Here is a 15324-nt window from a genome sequence, read left to right on the forward strand (position 1 = left end):
CTTCCCTATAGCCCAGCTCAAAAGGCAAAATTATGACTACAGATACGATTGTCGCTCAAGCGACCGCGCCTGGTCGTGGCGGTGTCGGTATTATTCGAGTTTCTGGCCCTAAAGCCAACCAAGTGGCGTTAGAAGTCACTGGCAAAACACTAAAGCCCCGCTACGCAGAGTACCTGCCGTTTAAGTCAGAAGATGGCACTGTGCTTGATCAGGGCATCGCACTGTACTTCCCTAACCCGCATTCATTTACCGGTGAAGACGTACTTGAGCTGCAAGGCCATGGCGGCCCTGTCGTGATGGATATGCTGATAAACCGCATTCTAGGTATAGATGGTATTCGAGCTGCTCGCCCTGGTGAGTTCTCTGAACGCGCATTTCTGAACGATAAACTCGACCTCGCTCAAGCCGAGGCGATCGCAGACCTCATTGATGCCAGTTCTGAAGAAGCAGCAAAATCGGCACTGCAATCCTTACAGGGCGCATTTTCAGGCCGCATTAATACCTTAGTTGAGTCGCTGATTCATTTGCGTATCTATGTTGAAGCAGCCATCGACTTCCCTGAAGAAGAGATCGACTTTTTGGCCGACGGTAAAGTGGCTGGTGACCTACAAGCCATCATCGACAACCTAGATGCGGTGCGCAAAGAAGCTAACCAAGGCGCTATTATGCGTGAAGGGATGAAAGTCGTGATTGCGGGTCGTCCAAATGCGGGCAAATCAAGCCTACTGAACGCGCTATCGGGTAAAGAATCTGCAATCGTAACCGACATCGCAGGAACCACGCGTGATGTACTGCGTGAGCATATCCATATTGATGGCATGCCACTACACATCATTGATACAGCAGGTTTGCGTGATGCTTCCGATGAAGTAGAGAAAATCGGTATCGAACGCGCGTGGGATGAAATAGCCCAAGCAGACCGCGTGTTGTTCATGGTGGATGGCACGACAACCGATGCCACCGATCCGAAAGATATCTGGCCAGATTTTGTGGATCGCCTACCAGACAACATTGGTATAACTGTGATCCGTAATAAAGCGGATCAAACGGGTGAAGATATGGGGATCTGCCACGTCAATAACCCTACCCTTATCCGTTTGTCAGCGAAGACTGGTGCAGGGGTTGAAGCTCTGCGCGATCATCTCAAGGAGTGTATGGGCTTCTCTGGCAACAGTGAAGGTGGGTTTATGGCTCGTCGTCGTCATCTCGATGCATTAGAACGTGCCGCACAGCACCTTCAAATAGGCCAGGAGCAGCTTGAAGGCTATATGGCTGGTGAAATATTGGCTGAAGAGCTACGCATCACCCAACAACATCTCAATGAGATTACCGGTGAGTTCAGTTCTGACGACTTACTGGGACGAATCTTCTCTTCATTCTGTATCGGGAAGTAAATAATCGAACGCGCGGTGCTGAGCTTAACTCACACCGCGTTTCTTTTTGTACGGCAAGCCATCCATGAGCTTTAGCCGTCGCATTCAATAAGGAAGAAGTATGATCCACATTATTACAGGCAGCACGTTAGGTGGCGCAGAATACGTAGGGGATCACCTGAGTGATCTACTCAACGAGAATGGATTTGAAACAACGATCCACAACCAGCCTTCCCTCAGTGATATCGAAAATCAAGGTACGTGGTTGGTGATCACCTCTACACATGGAGCTGGTGAGTATCCTGATAATATCCAACCTTTTATCGCAGCATTACAAAATACACCGCCAAAAATGACTGATGTAAAATTTGCGGTGATTGCGATTGGTGACTCTAGCTACGATACGTTCTGTGCCGCTGGTCAACACGCTTATGATTTATTAGAGGATATTGGTGCAACCCCTCTCGCAGATTGCTTTAAAATCGATGTACTGAGCCATGATGTGCCAGAAGACGCCGCAGAGATGTGGTTAAAAGAGAATATCGAACGTTTTTAAACTCACGACTTCCCTTCAACAGAGTCGAAATTCGGCTCTGTTTTCTCCCATGTGAATAACTCCCACCAAATTATTTTGTTTAACCGCTCAAAAACCAACCAAACAGACTGTGGATAACTACAATAAGATCCAGTGATTTTCCTTTAGTTATCCCAATAACAACTTTGATCAATTTTATCCCCTGTGTATAACCACCACTTTTGATCCCAGGTAATCCTCGATCTGATCCAATCATGATCACAAGATATGATCCAAAGAAGATCCATGATCTTGTTGATCATTTTTAGGTTATCCACAGAAACGGTCGATCCTAATAGTAGATCTAATAAAAGATCATATATATAGATCTTATATATATTTATCTTGAAGCTTAAAACGGATAAAACGAGAAAACGTTTTTCTCTCTGGCATAAAGCAGGTAAAATACGGCTCCTTTATCTGTCCATTAAATCCCTTTGAATACCTGAGGTCAGTTCATGCTTTATCACGAAAACTTTGACGTCATTGTTGTCGGTGGCGGACACGCAGGAACGGAAGCCGCGCTCGCATCTGCACGCACAGGACAAAAAACGCTTCTCCTTACCCATAACATCGATACATTAGGCCAGATGTCTTGTAATCCGGCGATCGGTGGTATTGGTAAAGGTCACTTAGTAAAAGAAGTAGATGCTATGGGCGGTTTGATGGCTGAAGCCATCGACCATGCAGGTATTCAGTTTCGTACACTAAATGCCTCCAAAGGTCCTGCAGTACGAGCAACTCGAGCTCAAGCCGATCGCGCTCTGTACAAAGCGTACGTTCGTAATGCATTAGAAAATGCGCCTAACTTAACGTTGTTCCAGCAATCAGTTGATGATCTGATTGTTGAACAAGATCGCGCAGTTGGTGTGGTAACTCAAATGGGACTTCGCTTCCATGCGAAAGCCGTTGTGCTAACCGTGGGTACCTTCCTTGGTGGTAAGATCCACATAGGTATGGAAAGCTCGTCTGGTGGTCGTGCCGGGGATCCACCATCGATCGCATTAGCGGATCGACTGCGTGAACTGCCGTTCCGTGTGGATCGTTTAAAAACAGGTACTCCACCGCGCATTGATGCTCGTACTGTTGATTTTTCAGTGCTAGAAGCTCAGCACGGTGATAACCCAACTCCTGTATTCTCGTTCATGGGCAAACGTGAACAGCATCCGCGTCAGATTCCATGTTTCATCACCCACACCAATGAACAAACTCACGATGTGATCCGTAGTAACTTGGATCGCAGTCCAATGTACGCAGGTGTGATTGAAGGTATTGGTCCGCGTTACTGTCCGTCTATTGAAGACAAAGTGATGCGTTTCGCTGACAAAAACAGCCACCAAATCTTCATTGAGCCAGAAGGCCTAACCACGCACGAGTTATACCCTAATGGTATCTCGACCAGCTTGCCATTTGATGTGCAAGTACAAATCGTGCGCTCAATGAAAGGGTTTGAAAATGCACACATCGTTCGCCCAGGTTATGCGATTGAATACGATTTCTTCGATCCACGTGATTTGAAGCAAACGTACGAGACGAAGTTCATCCATGGTTTGTTCTTTGCTGGCCAGATTAATGGTACGACTGGCTACGAAGAAGCCGCAGCGCAAGGCTTGATGGCGGGCCTAAACGCAAGCTTGTTTAGCCAAGACAAAGAAGGCTGGAGCCCACGTCGTGACCAAGCTTACATGGGCGTGTTGATTGATGACTTATCGACCATGGGTACCAAAGAGCCGTACCGCATGTTCACTTCTCGTGCGGAATACCGCCTGCTACTTCGTGAAGATAACGCCGATTTACGTTTAACGGAAAAAGCGCGCGAGCTAGGCTTGATTGATGATGTTCGTTGGGCTCGCTTTAACGAGAAAATCAACAATATGGAAACGGAGCGTCAGCGTTTGAAAGCAACGTGGATGAATCCGAAGTCAGAGGGGGTTGATGAGTTGAACAAGCTGCTGAAAACCCCAATGGCCCGTGAAGCGAGTGGTGAGGATCTTCTGCGTCGTCCAGAGATCACTTATTCGCAACTGACGCAACTTGAAGCGTTTGCTCCTGCTCTTGAAGATCAGCAAGCGGCTGAGCAAGTTGAAATTCAAGTGAAATACGATGGTTACATCAAGCGTCAGCAGGAAGAGATCGAAAAATCACTGCGTCACGAAAATACCAAGTTACCTGCTGATTTGGATTACCGCGATGTAAAAGGTTTATCAAACGAAGTCGTTGCTAAACTGAGCGAGGCCAAACCAGAGAGCATCGGTATTGCATCACGCATTTCTGGTATTACGCCTGCTGCAATTTCTATTCTACTTGTTCACTTGAAAAAGCATGGTTTGCTGAAGAAAGGTGAGGAAGAATAATGAGCGCATTGCGAACAAAGTTGGATTCACTGATCGCGAAAACCGATTTGGAAGTGTCAGAACAGCAACGAGAGCAGTTAGTTGGTTATGTTGAACTGCTCGACAAATGGAACAAAGCGTACAATTTAACATCGGTACGTGATCCGCTTGATATGTTAGTGAAACATATTCTTGATAGTATCGTTGTAAGCGCACACCTGTCCGGTGAGCGCTTCATTGATGTTGGTACTGGTCCGGGGTTACCGGGCATCCCTTTGGCAATCATGAACCCTGAGAAAACCTTCTTTTTGCTCGATAGTCTTGGCAAACGCATCCGTTTTATCAAGCAAGTCGTGCACACATTAGGGCTGAAAAACGTGACACCAATTCAAAGTCGTGTCGAAGAATTCCAACCTGAAGAAAAATTTGATGGCGTTTTGAGTCGAGCTTTTGCTTCAATGATAGACATGGTGGAATGGTGCCACCATTTGCCGAAACAAGAGCACGGGGTGTTTCTAGCGCTGAAAGGACAGCACCCTAAAGATGAAATGGATCAGCTTCCTGAATGGTGCAGTGTGACAGAGATCATATCTTTGGCTGTTCCTGAGTTGGAAGGTGATCGTCATCTAGTAATCTTATCGCGCAAGGAAAATTAGCGAGGTAATCGTGGGTAAAATTGTAGCAATCGCCAACCAGAAAGGTGGGGTCGGCAAAACAACAACGTGCATTAACTTAGCGGCTTCGATGGCGGCAACAAAGCGCAAGGTTTTGGTGATCGATCTCGACCCGCAAGGCAATGCTACGATGGCCAGTGGCGTGGATAAGTATATGGTCGACGCCACCGCATACGATCTTTTGGTCGAAGATACACCGTTCGATCAAGTCGTTTGTACCCAAACAACAGGGAAGTATGATTTGATCGCGGCGAACGGAGACGTAACCGCGGCAGAAATCAAATTGATGGAAGTTTTCGCTCGTGAAGTGCGTCTAAAAAATGCATTGTCGTCAGTTCGCGATAACTATGATTTCATCTTTATTGATTGTCCTCCTTCTCTAAACCTTCTTACAATCAATGCGATGGCGGCAGCTGACTCTGTGCTGGTGCCGATGCAATGTGAATACTTTGCGTTAGAAGGTTTAACTGCTCTTATGGATACAATCAGCAAGTTAGCGGCCGTGGTCAATGAGAACCTAAAAATCGAAGGTTTATTGCGTACCATGTACGACCCACGCAACCGCTTATCGAATGAAGTATCCGATCAACTTAAAAAACACTTTGGGAATAAAGTTTACCGTACTGTCATTCCACGTAATGTTCGTTTGGCTGAAGCGCCAAGTCACGGTAAGCCTGCAATGTACTACGATAAGTACTCCGCAGGTGCCAAAGCGTATCTTGCTCTAGCGGGCGAAATGCTCCGCCGCGAAGAAATCCCAGTTTAACTCTAACCTAAGGAATTCAATCCCATGTCTAAGCGTGGTCTCGGAAAAGGACTGGATGCGTTATTGTCGACCAGTTCGTTTGCTCGTGAAAAACAGCATATTGCATCGCATAGCCAAGAATTATCGGCAGACGGTGAGTTAACCGATTTAGCGATTGGTCAATTGCAGCCGGGCGTATACCAACCGCGTAAAGATATGGCGCCTGAAGCGCTAGAAGAACTAGCGGCTTCGATTCAATCACAAGGCATTATTCAACCAATCGTGGTTCGCCAGGTCGAAAATGGTCAGTTTGAGATCATCGCAGGTGAGCGCCGCTGGCGTGCTGCAAGGCAGGCGGGTTTAAAGCGCGTGCCGTGTTTGGTGAAAAAAGTTGAAGATCGTGCCGCCATCGCTATGGCGTTGATTGAAAACATTCAACGTGAAGACTTGAATGTGATTGAGGAAGCCCAAGCGCTTGAGCGTCTACAAGATGAATTCACGCTGACACATCAGCAAGTGGCCGATGTGATTGGTAAATCAAGAACGACGGTGAGTAACCTATTACGTCTGAATCAGTTGGAAGTTGATGTAAAAGGTCTGGTTGCAGATAAAAAATTGGAAATGGGTCATGCTCGAGCTCTGTTAGCGTTAGAAGGCGAACAGCAAGTCGAAGTAGCTCAACAAGTGGCTAAGAAGCAAATGACTGTTCGCCAAACCGAACAGTTAGTAAAAAAGTGCTTAGCCCCACAAAATGAGCAAAAAGGGCAACAAGAGGATACCGAAGCCGAGCAAATGTCGCATAAATTGAGTCAGCTGCTTGATGCAAAAGTTTCTCTTACCCGTTCTGCAAACGGAAAAGCGAAATTGACGATAAGTCTTGATGAGCCTCACAAATTGGACCAACTAATTGCCAAGCTTGAGGCCTAGATGAGATAATTGATTTAGGTCAATTAATCTAATTAATCGAATTTTGTGCGAAAGTTGTCGTTTTGTAAACAAAACTGTAAGTTTTTGATGCAATCGAATTGCTTTACGTTGAACTGAACGTATAATTTTCGCCAATTTCCCAGCACAGAGAGTTAAGTGCGAAGTGGATATTACTAGAGGTACGAATACATGGTAGCTGCGTTAGCTAGACCAGGACGAGAGCTCGCAAGGCAATTGTTAATGATCCAGTCTGGCGCGGTTATTTTTGTGGCAGCAGGAATGGCGGTAGCCATAAATCCTGACTGGGGATTTTCAGCGCTGATTGGCGGAGGCATTTTTGTTGTTGCCAATGCAGTATTCGCGCTGTGTGCTTTCATGTTTAGTGGAGCTCGCGCTGCCAAGCGCATCGCTGCTTCCTTCTATACGGGTGAAGTACTGAAAATTCTCATCACGGTTGCACTGTTCTATGTTGCCTACATGTATATGCAGGTGGAACTTGTTCCCCTCAAACTAACCTATTTGCTGGTACTAGGTATTAATATCTGTGCACCAGTGCTATTCATTAACAACAAAAAATAGGATGAGTTATGGCTGCGCCAGGTGAAGCGCTAACATCGTCCGGTTACATTGCCCACCACCTTTCTAACCTATCGCTATACAAGTTGGGTTTAGTAGGGTCGGAGACAAGTTTCTGGAACGTACATATCGATAGCCTGTTTTTTTCTTGGTTTACTGGTTTAATTTTCCTCGGAATTTTTTACAAAGTAGCAAAGAGAACAACAGCGGGTGTACCGGGTAAGCTTCAGTGTGCTGTAGAAATGATCGTTGAATTTGTCGCCGATAACGTCAAAGACACGTTCCATGGACGCAACCCACTGATCGCGCCTTTAGCACTGACTATCTTTTGTTGGGTATTTTTGATGAACGTGATGGACTTAGTTCCTATCGACTTCTTACCATACCCAGCAGAGCATTGGCTAGGTATCCCTTACCTTAAGGTTGTACCGTCTGCTGATGTGAATATCACCATGGCTATGGCTCTAGGCGTTTTTGCATTGATGATTTACTACAGCATCAAAGTAAAAGGTCTAGGTGGATTCGCAAAAGAACTTGCACTACATCCATTCAATCACCCACTGATGATTCCGTTTAACCTACTAATTGAAGTGGTATCGCTATTAGCGAAACCTCTATCACTCGGTATGCGTCTATTCGGTAACATGTTCGCGGGTGAGGTTGTATTCATTCTTTGTGCGGCAATGCTACCATGGTACTTACAATGGATGGGTTCACTACCGTGGGCAATCTTCCATATCTTGGTTATTACGATTCAAGCCTTCGTATTCATGATGTTGACAATTGTTTACCTGTCAATGGCACACGAAGATCCTGATCATTAATTTTTTTAAAGCTTTTTATTTGGGCACTAAGCCAACAACTATAAATTGGAGATAGTAATGGAAACTTTACTGAGCTTTTCTGCAATCGCCGTAGGTATTATCGTCGGTCTTGCTTCTCTTGGTACAGCGATTGGTTTCGCACTGCTAGGTGGTAAATTCCTAGAAGGTGCTGCACGTCAACCAGAAATGGCTCCTATGCTACAAGTTAAGATGTTCATCATCGCGGGTCTACTTGATGCGGTTCCAATGATCGGTATCGTAATCGCGCTACTATTCACTTTCGCAAACCCATTTGTGGGTCAACTAGCAGGCTAATTAACAACTCTGTTAATTGTATTTTTGTAGTTGATTCTTAAAAGGGAGTAGCTGTTGTGAACATAAACGCAACTCTGCTAGGTCAAGCAATCTCGTTCGCACTATTTGTGTGGTTCTGCATGAAGTATGTATGGCCACCATTGATGCAAGCGATCGAAGAGCGTCAGAAGAAAATTGCTGATGGTCTTCAAGCAGCAGAACGTGCTGCGAAAGACTTGGATCTAGCACAAGCCAACGCTTCTGATCAATTGAAAGAAGCGAAGCGCACAGCAACTGAGATCATCGAACAAGCGAACAAGCGTAAGTCTCAAATTCTTGATGAAGCTCGCGAGGAAGCTCAGGCAGAACGCCAGAAAATCCTAGCGCAAGCAGAAGCAGAACTTGAAGCTGAACGCAATCGTGCACGCGATGAGCTGCGCAAACAAGTTGCTACTCTGGCTGTAGCTGGTGCTGAGAAAATCCTTGAGCGTTCTATCGATAAAGATGCGCAAAAAGATATTCTCGACAACATTACTGCAAAACTTTAAGTCTGGGGGCGCATATGTCTGATTTGACTACTATCGCACGCCCCTATGCTAAAGCAGCCTTCGACTTTGCTTTAGAGAAAGACCAGTTGGACCAATGGGGCCAAATGTTATCTTTTGCTGCTGAAGTGGCCAAAAACGAACAAATGAACGAACTACTAACGGGTTCGGTTTCTGCTGACAAAATGGCAGAAATTTTTGTTGCAGTTTGCGGCGAACAAGTTGATGCGCACGGTCAAAACCTTTTGAAGGTAATGGCTGAGAATGGTCGTTTAGCGGCCCTTCCTGATGTTTGCACGGAGTTTTTTACTCTGAAAAAAGAACATGAGAAAGAAATTGATGTTGAAGTAATTTCAGCAACAGAGCTTTCTGATGAACAACTTGCAAACATTGGCAGCAAACTTGAAAAGCGTCTTGAACGCAAAGTGAAGCTGAATTGCAGTGTAGATGAGACCCTACTTGGTGGGGTTATTATTCGAGCCGGAGACCTAGTCATCGATGACTCAGCGCGTGGTCGTTTGAACCGCCTGAGCGATGCATTGCAGTCTTAATGGGGATTGGAGCATGCAACTTAATTCCACGGAAATTAGCGATCTGATCAAACAACGTATCGAATCTTTCGAAGTTGTTAGTGAAGCTCGCAACGAGGGTACTATCGTATCGGTAAGCGATGGTATCATCCGCATCCACGGCCTAGCGGACGTGATGCAAGGTGAAATGATTGAATTACCGGGTGGCCGTTATGCACTGGCACTTAACCTTGAGCGTGACTCGGTTGGTGCGGTTGTAATGGGCCCATATGCTGACCTTAAGGAAGGCATGAAAGTTACAGGTACTGGCCGCATTCTTGAAGTGCCAGTTGGTCCAGAACTACTAGGCCGCGTAGTAAATACGCTGGGTGAGCCTATCGATGGTAAAGGTCCAATCGAAGCGAAAATGACTTCGCCTGTAGAAGTGATCGCACCAGGTGTAATCGACCGTAAATCGGTAGACCAACCTGTGCAAACTGGTTATAAGTCAGTTGACTCAATGATCCCAATCGGTCGTGGTCAGCGTGAGCTTATCATCGGTGACCGTCAGATTGGTAAAACAGCACTGGCGATCGACGCGATCATCAACCAGAAAGACTCTGGTATTTTCTCTATCTACGTAGCAATCGGTCAGAAAGCATCGACTATCGCTAACGTTGTTCGCAAACTAGAAGAGCACGGCGCACTACAAAATACTATCGTTGTAGTTGCATCAGCTTCTGAATCTGCAGCGCTTCAATACCTAGCGCCTTACGCAGGTTGTGCGATGGGTGAATACTTCCGCGATCGCGGTGAAGACGCACTGATTGTTTACGATGATCTATCTAAGCAAGCGGTAGCTTACCGTCAGATCTCTCTACTACTTAAACGTCCACCAGGCCGTGAGGCATTCCCAGGTGACGTATTCTACTTACACTCGCGTCTACTAGAGCGTGCAGCTCGTGTAAACGAAGAGTACGTAGAGCGTTTCACTAACGGTGAAGTGAAAGGTAAGACTGGTTCTTTGACTGCTCTTCCTATCATCGAAACTCAAGCAGGTGACGTTTCAGCATTCGTACCGACTAACGTAATCTCGATTACCGATGGTCAGATCTTCCTACAAACTGAGCTATTCAACGCTGGTGTTCGTCCTGCTGTTGACCCTGGTATCTCAGTATCTCGTGTAGGTGGTTCAGCTCAGACGAAAATCATCAAGAAACTATCAGGTGGTATCCGTACAGCACTAGCTGCATACCGTGAACTAGCGGCATTTGCTCAGTTCTCTTCTGACCTTGATGACGCAACGAAGAAACAGCTAGACCATGGTCAAAAAGTTACAGAACTAATGAAGCAGAAGCAGTACGCTCCAATGTCTGTATTTGACCAAGCTCTAACTATCTTCGCGGCAGAGCGCGGTTACCTTGATGATGTAGAACTTAACAAAGTTCTAGATTTCGAGGCGGCTCTACTATCGTACGCTCGCGGTCAATACGCTGAACTAGCAGCTGAGATCGACAAGTCTGGCGCTTACAACGATGAAATCGAAGCTCAGTTGAAGAAACTGACTGACGACTTCAAAGCAACCCAAACTTGGTAATTAGGTCGGTGGCAGTTTCTGCCACCAACTAACGGAGAGTAACGATGGCCGGCGCAAAAGAGATACGTAATAAAATCGGTAGTGTTAAAAGCACTCAGAAAATTACGAAAGCGATGGAAATGGTAGCAGCTTCAAAAATGCGTCGTTCTCAAGATGCAATGGAAGCTTCTCGTCCATACGCTGAAACAATGCGTAAAGTGATCGGTCATGTGGCTAACGCAAACCTAGAGTACCGTCATCCGTACCTAGAAGAGCGTGAAGCTAAACGTGTTGGTTACATCATCGTTTCGACAGACCGTGGTCTGTGTGGTGGTTTGAACATTAACGTGTTCAAAAAAGCCGTTACAGACATGCAAGCATGGAGAGAGAAAGGTGCTGAGATTGAGCTAGCCGTTGTTGGCTCAAAAGCAACAGCTTTCTTTAAACATGGTGGCGCAAAAGTTGCGGCACAGGTTTCTGGTCTTGGAGATAATCCAAGCCTACAAGACCTAATCGGCTCTGTTGGCGTAATGCTGAAGAAATACGATGAAGGTGAACTGGACCGTCTATATGTAGTATTCAACAAGTTTGTTAATACTATGGTTCAGCAACCAACGATCGATCAATTGCTACCTTTGCCTAAATCGGACAGCGAAGAGATGCAGCGTGAGCATTCATGGGACTACATCTATGAGCCTGAACCAAAACCTCTACTGGATACGCTATTAGTGCGTTACGTAGAGTCTCAGGTATACCAAGGTGTGGTTGAGAACCTTGCTTGTGAGCAAGCGGCTCGAATGATTGCGATGAAGGCTGCAACGGATAACGCAACCAGTTTGATTGACGATTTGGAACTTGTGTACAACAAAGCCCGTCAGGCTGCGATTACACAAGAACTATCAGAAATCGTTGGTGGTGCAGCTGCGGTTTAAGCTTAGGTAAAACGAAATAGTTTAGAGGATTAACGATGGCTACAGGTAAGATCGTACAGATCATCGGTGCGGTAGTCGACGTAGAGTTCCCACAGAGCAATGTACCTAGTGTATATGACGCTCTAAACGTAACGGACTCAAAAGAGCGTCTAGTTCTTGAAGTTCAACAACAGCTAGGCGGTGGCGTAGTTCGTTGTATCGTAATGGGTAGCTCTGATGGTTTACGTCGTGGAGTAGAAGTGGTTAACACTGGCGCTCCAATTTCAGTACCAGTAGGTACTAAAACTCTAGGTCGTATCATGAACGTCCTAGGTGACGCGATTGACGAGCGTGGTGAAGTGGGTGCGGAAGAGGTTTACTCTATCCACCGTAGTGCACCAAGCTACGAAGAGCAATCAAACGAAATTGCACTTCTAGAAACGGGCGTTAAAGTAATCGACCTAATTTGTCCATTCGCTAAGGGTGGTAAAATCGGTCTATTCGGTGGTGCAGGTGTAGGTAAGACCGTTAACATGATGGAACTTATCAACAACATCGCACTACAGCACTCAGGTCTATCAGTATTTGCTGGTGTTGGTGAGCGTACTCGTGAAGGTAACGATTTCTACTACGAGATGCAGGAAGCGGGCGTTGTAAACGTTGAGAAGCCTGAAGAATCAAAAGTAGCGATGGTTTACGGTCAGATGAACGAGCCACCAGGTAACCGTCTACGTGTTGCACTGACTGGTCTAACAATGGCAGAGCGTTTCCGTGACGAAGGTCGTGACGTACTACTGTTCATTGATAACATCTACCGTTACACACTTGCAGGTACAGAGGTATCAGCACTACTAGGTCGTATGCCTTCTGCGGTAGGTTACCAGCCAACTCTTGCAGAAGAGATGGGTGTACTTCAGGAGCGTATCACGTCAACGAAATCAGGTTCTATCACGTCTGTACAGGCGGTATACGTACCAGCGGATGACTTGACTGACCCGTCTCCAGCAACAACGTTCGCGCACTTGGATGCAACGGTTGTACTTAACCGTAACATCGCTGCAATGGGTCTATACCCTGCGATCGACCCGCTAGATTCAACATCTCGTATGCTTGATCCACTAGTCGTTGGTCAAGATCACTACGAAGTTGCTCGTGGTGTTCAGCAGACTCTTCAGCGCTACAAAGAGCTGAAAGATATCATTGCTATCCTAGGTATGGACGAGCTATCTGAAGAAGATAAGCAAGTTGTATCTCGTGCACGTAAGATTGAGCGTTTCCTAACTCAGCCTTACCACGTAGCAGAAGTATTTACAGGTGACCCTGGTATTTACGTACCTCTAAAAGAGACTCTACGTGGCTTTAAAGGTCTACTAGCTGGTGAATACGACGACATTCCTGAGCAGGCATTTATGTACTGCGGTAGCATCGACGATGCTATTGAGAATGCGAAGAAGCTATAAGGCTAACTAGGAGGCGATATGGCAGCAATAACCTTTCACCTAGACGTAGTAAGCGCTGAGAAGAAAATCTTCTCTGGTCGTGTTGAAACGTTTCAGGTGACCGGTAGCGAAGGTGAACTTGGTATTTTCCATGGTCACACACCGCTGCTGACCGCTATCAAGCCTGGTATGGTGCGTATTGTGAAACAGCACGGCCACGAAGAAATTATTTATGTTTCTGGTGGTATGGTAGAGATTCAGCCTGGTACAGCGACTGTACTAGCTGATACAGCTATCCGTGGTGAAGAGCTAGACGCAGCGAAGGCAGAAGAAGCCAAACGCCGCGCTGAGGAGCAAATCCAGAATCAGCATGGTGACATGGACTTCGCACAAGCGGCCAGTGAACTGGCTAAAGCCATTGCTCAGCTACGAGTTATCGAGCTGACAAAAAAGCGTCGCTAAGCTCAATTAGCAACGTTGCATGAAAAAAGGCGGCCAATTGGTCGCCTTTTTGATTAATTTTAGTTGGAAATTTACATCCCACCATTAACTAATCCTTCCAAGGTGTTTAAAATAACGCCCAATTAAAATAGAACGTCAATAGGTTATTAATGAAATTCAGTGCTGTGATCCTTGCTGCGGGTAAAGGTACCCGTATGTATTCAAACATGCCTAAAGTGCTACACACTTTGGCAGGGAAGCCAATGGCAAAACATGTGATTGATACATGTACAGGTCTTGGCGCACAAAACATCCACTTAGTATATGGTCACGGTGGTGATCAAATGCAGCAAACGCTAGCAGAAGAGCCTGTAAACTGGGTACTGCAAGCGGAGCAACTAGGTACAGGTCATGCGGTTGATCAAGCGTCTCCGAAGTTTGAAGACGATGAAAAAGTACTGGTGCTTTACGGTGATGTTCCACTGATTTCAGCTGAAACGATTGAAAACCTATTAGATGCACAGCCAACAGGCGGTATTGCACTACTAACAGTGATTCTAGATAACCCGACAGGCTACGGTCGTATTATCCGTAAGAATGGTCCTGTTGTGGCGATCGTTGAACAAAAAGATGCAACAGAAGAACAAAAACAAATTAAAGAGATCAATACTGGCGTGATGGTTGCGACTGGTGGGGATCTTAAGCGTTGGTTGTCTGGCTTAAACAACAACAACGCACAAGGCGAATATTACCTAACTGACGTTATTGCAGCTGCACACGAAGAAGGTCGTGCCGTTGAGGCTGTACACCCAGTCAATGCCATTGAGGTGGAAGGGGTCAATGACCGCGCACAGCTTGCTCGTCTAGAGCGTGCTTTCCAGTCAATGCAAGCTCAGAAGCTACTAGAGCAAGGTGTCATGCTACGCGATCCAGCACGCTTTGATTTGCGTGGTGAGTTACAGTGCGGTATGGACTGTGAAATCGACGTGAATGTTATCGTCGAAGGTAAAGTTTCACTGGGTGATAACGTGGTTATCGGTGCGGGTTGTGTACTGAAAGATTGTGAAATCGACGACAACACCATCGTTCGCCCTTACAGTGTGATTGAAGGTGCAACGGTTGGTGAAGAATGTACGGTTGGTCCATTTACTCGCCTTCGTCCTGGTGCTGAAATGCGTAACGATTCCCATGTGGGTAACTTCGTTGAAGTGAAAAATGCGCGCATCGGAGAAGGTTCAAAAGCGAACCACCTAACTTACTTAGGTGATGCAGAGATCGGTCAACGTACTAACATCGGCGCAGGTACTATCACTTGTAACTACGATGGTGCGAACAAGTTTAAAACCATCATCGGTAATGATGTATTTGTTGGTTCTGATAGCCAGCTGGTGGCGCCTGTCACTATCGCTGATGGCGCAACCATCGGTGCAGGCACGACACTAACAAAAGATGTTGAAGAAGGTGAGTTAGTAATTACTCGCGTCAAAGAGCGCAAAATTACTGGCTGGCAGCGTCCCGTAAAACAGAAATAAGCATTACCTGCACTCTGTCGCTATATTGTCAAAGCCGCTCAACAAGAGCGG

The 15324-nt window shown here is 46.1% G+C and carries 16 protein-coding genes; all 16 read left to right on the forward strand.

Going from position 1 to position 15324, the window contains the following annotated elements:
* Positions 1-32 precede the first annotated feature (32 nt).
* The gene (gene mnmE, locus R7044_RS20885; RefSeq protein ID WP_205391065.1) at positions 33-1394 is read left to right on the forward strand and encodes a tRNA uridine-5-carboxymethylaminomethyl(34) synthesis GTPase MnmE; all 1362 of its coding nucleotides are present in this window, start codon (positions 33-35) and stop codon (positions 1392-1394) included.
* A gap of 100 nt (positions 1395-1494) precedes the next feature.
* The gene (mioC, locus tag R7044_RS20890; RefSeq protein WP_005378900.1) at positions 1495-1929 is read left to right on the forward strand and encodes an FMN-binding protein MioC; all 435 of its coding nucleotides are present in this window, start codon (positions 1495-1497) and stop codon (positions 1927-1929) included.
* Between the two features lie 476 nt (positions 1930-2405).
* Positions 2406-4301, forward strand: a complete 1896-nt coding sequence (gene mnmG, locus R7044_RS20895; protein WP_005378901.1) for a tRNA uridine-5-carboxymethylaminomethyl(34) synthesis enzyme MnmG — start codon at positions 2406-2408, stop codon at positions 4299-4301.
* A complete protein-coding gene (gene rsmG, locus R7044_RS20900) occupies positions 4301-4936 on the forward strand; it encodes a 16S rRNA (guanine(527)-N(7))-methyltransferase RsmG (RefSeq protein WP_149192460.1) in 636 nt (211 codons plus the stop codon). Before mnmG ends, rsmG begins: the two co-directional genes overlap by 1 nt.
* A 10-nt stretch (positions 4937-4946) precedes the next feature.
* The gene (locus R7044_RS20905) at positions 4947-5720 is read left to right on the forward strand and encodes a ParA family protein (RefSeq protein ID WP_005383838.1); all 774 of its coding nucleotides are present in this window, start codon (positions 4947-4949) and stop codon (positions 5718-5720) included.
* Positions 5721-5744: 24 nt separating this feature from the next.
* Positions 5745-6626 carry a ParB/RepB/Spo0J family partition protein gene (locus R7044_RS20910; protein ID WP_005383840.1) on the forward strand — a complete coding sequence of 294 codons (882 nt, stop codon included), beginning with the start codon at positions 5745-5747 and terminating at the stop codon, positions 6624-6626.
* Positions 6627-6815: 189 nt separating this feature from the next.
* Positions 6816-7205 (forward strand): F0F1 ATP synthase subunit I, encoded by a 390-nt coding sequence (locus tag R7044_RS20915; RefSeq protein WP_005378921.1) that lies wholly within the window; start codon positions 6816-6818, stop codon positions 7203-7205.
* An 8-nt stretch (positions 7206-7213) separates the two neighbouring features.
* Positions 7214-8026: a F0F1 ATP synthase subunit A gene (gene atpB / locus R7044_RS20920; protein ID WP_005378922.1), complete on the forward strand. Its 813-nt coding sequence runs from the start codon at positions 7214-7216 to the stop codon at positions 8024-8026.
* Between the two features lie 57 nt (positions 8027-8083).
* Positions 8084-8341, forward strand: a complete 258-nt coding sequence (gene atpE, locus R7044_RS20925) for a F0F1 ATP synthase subunit C (protein ID WP_005372317.1) — start codon at positions 8084-8086, stop codon at positions 8339-8341.
* A 56-nt stretch (positions 8342-8397) separates the two neighbouring features.
* Complete coding sequence (gene atpF, locus R7044_RS20930; protein ID WP_005378929.1) at positions 8398-8868, forward strand: F0F1 ATP synthase subunit B; 471 nt, start codon at positions 8398-8400, stop codon at positions 8866-8868.
* A gap of 14 nt (positions 8869-8882) precedes the next feature.
* Positions 8883-9416: a F0F1 ATP synthase subunit delta gene (gene atpH, locus R7044_RS20935; RefSeq protein ID WP_017635596.1), complete on the forward strand. Its 534-nt coding sequence runs from the start codon at positions 8883-8885 to the stop codon at positions 9414-9416.
* A 13-nt stretch (positions 9417-9429) separates the two neighbouring features.
* Positions 9430-10971 (forward strand): F0F1 ATP synthase subunit alpha, encoded by a 1542-nt coding sequence (gene atpA / locus R7044_RS20940; protein ID WP_005378931.1) that lies wholly within the window; start codon positions 9430-9432, stop codon positions 10969-10971.
* A gap of 44 nt (positions 10972-11015) precedes the next feature.
* A complete protein-coding gene (gene atpG / locus R7044_RS20945) occupies positions 11016-11882 on the forward strand; it encodes a F0F1 ATP synthase subunit gamma (RefSeq protein ID WP_005378932.1) in 867 nt (288 codons plus the stop codon).
* Between the two features lie 35 nt (positions 11883-11917).
* The gene (gene atpD / locus R7044_RS20950) at positions 11918-13321 is read left to right on the forward strand and encodes a F0F1 ATP synthase subunit beta (protein WP_005383849.1); all 1404 of its coding nucleotides are present in this window, start codon (positions 11918-11920) and stop codon (positions 13319-13321) included.
* 18 nt (positions 13322-13339) lie between these two features.
* Positions 13340-13762: a F0F1 ATP synthase subunit epsilon gene (locus tag R7044_RS20955; protein WP_005378937.1), complete on the forward strand. Its 423-nt coding sequence runs from the start codon at positions 13340-13342 to the stop codon at positions 13760-13762.
* Between the two features lie 149 nt (positions 13763-13911).
* Positions 13912-15273: a bifunctional UDP-N-acetylglucosamine diphosphorylase/glucosamine-1-phosphate N-acetyltransferase GlmU gene (glmU, locus tag R7044_RS20960; protein ID WP_054729802.1), complete on the forward strand. Its 1362-nt coding sequence runs from the start codon at positions 13912-13914 to the stop codon at positions 15271-15273.
* Positions 15274-15324 lie beyond the last annotated feature (51 nt).

It is taken from the genome of Vibrio sp. 1402 (genome assembly GCF_033340275.1).

What these genes read in the sequence shown, in the direction of transcription:
- R7044_RS20915 (WP_005378921.1), top strand. Translation starts at nt 6,816, where the DNA reads ATGGTAGCTGCGTTAGCTAGACCAGGACGAGAGCTCGCAAGGCAATTG.
- atpE (WP_005372317.1), top strand. Translation starts at nt 8,084, where the DNA reads ATGGAAACTTTACTGAGCTTTTCTGCAATCGCCGTAGGTATTATCGTC.
- atpH (WP_017635596.1), top strand. Translation starts at nt 8,883, where the DNA reads ATGTCTGATTTGACTACTATCGCACGCCCCTATGCTAAAGCAGCCTTC.
- mnmE (WP_205391065.1), top strand. Translation starts at nt 33, where the DNA reads ATGACTACAGATACGATTGTCGCTCAAGCGACCGCGCCTGGTCGTGGC.
- atpA (WP_005378931.1), top strand. Translation starts at nt 9,430, where the DNA reads ATGCAACTTAATTCCACGGAAATTAGCGATCTGATCAAACAACGTATC.
- R7044_RS20910 (WP_005383840.1), top strand. Translation starts at nt 5,745, where the DNA reads ATGTCTAAGCGTGGTCTCGGAAAAGGACTGGATGCGTTATTGTCGACC.
- atpD (WP_005383849.1), top strand. Translation starts at nt 11,918, where the DNA reads ATGGCTACAGGTAAGATCGTACAGATCATCGGTGCGGTAGTCGACGTA.
- mnmG (WP_005378901.1), top strand. Translation starts at nt 2,406, where the DNA reads ATGCTTTATCACGAAAACTTTGACGTCATTGTTGTCGGTGGCGGACAC.
- atpB (WP_005378922.1), top strand. Translation starts at nt 7,214, where the DNA reads ATGGCTGCGCCAGGTGAAGCGCTAACATCGTCCGGTTACATTGCCCAC.
- rsmG (WP_149192460.1), top strand. Translation starts at nt 4,301, where the DNA reads ATGAGCGCATTGCGAACAAAGTTGGATTCACTGATCGCGAAAACCGAT.
- glmU (WP_054729802.1), top strand. Translation starts at nt 13,912, where the DNA reads ATGAAATTCAGTGCTGTGATCCTTGCTGCGGGTAAAGGTACCCGTATG.
- mioC (WP_005378900.1), top strand. Translation starts at nt 1,495, where the DNA reads ATGATCCACATTATTACAGGCAGCACGTTAGGTGGCGCAGAATACGTA.
- atpG (WP_005378932.1), top strand. Translation starts at nt 11,016, where the DNA reads ATGGCCGGCGCAAAAGAGATACGTAATAAAATCGGTAGTGTTAAAAGC.
- R7044_RS20955 (WP_005378937.1), top strand. Translation starts at nt 13,340, where the DNA reads ATGGCAGCAATAACCTTTCACCTAGACGTAGTAAGCGCTGAGAAGAAA.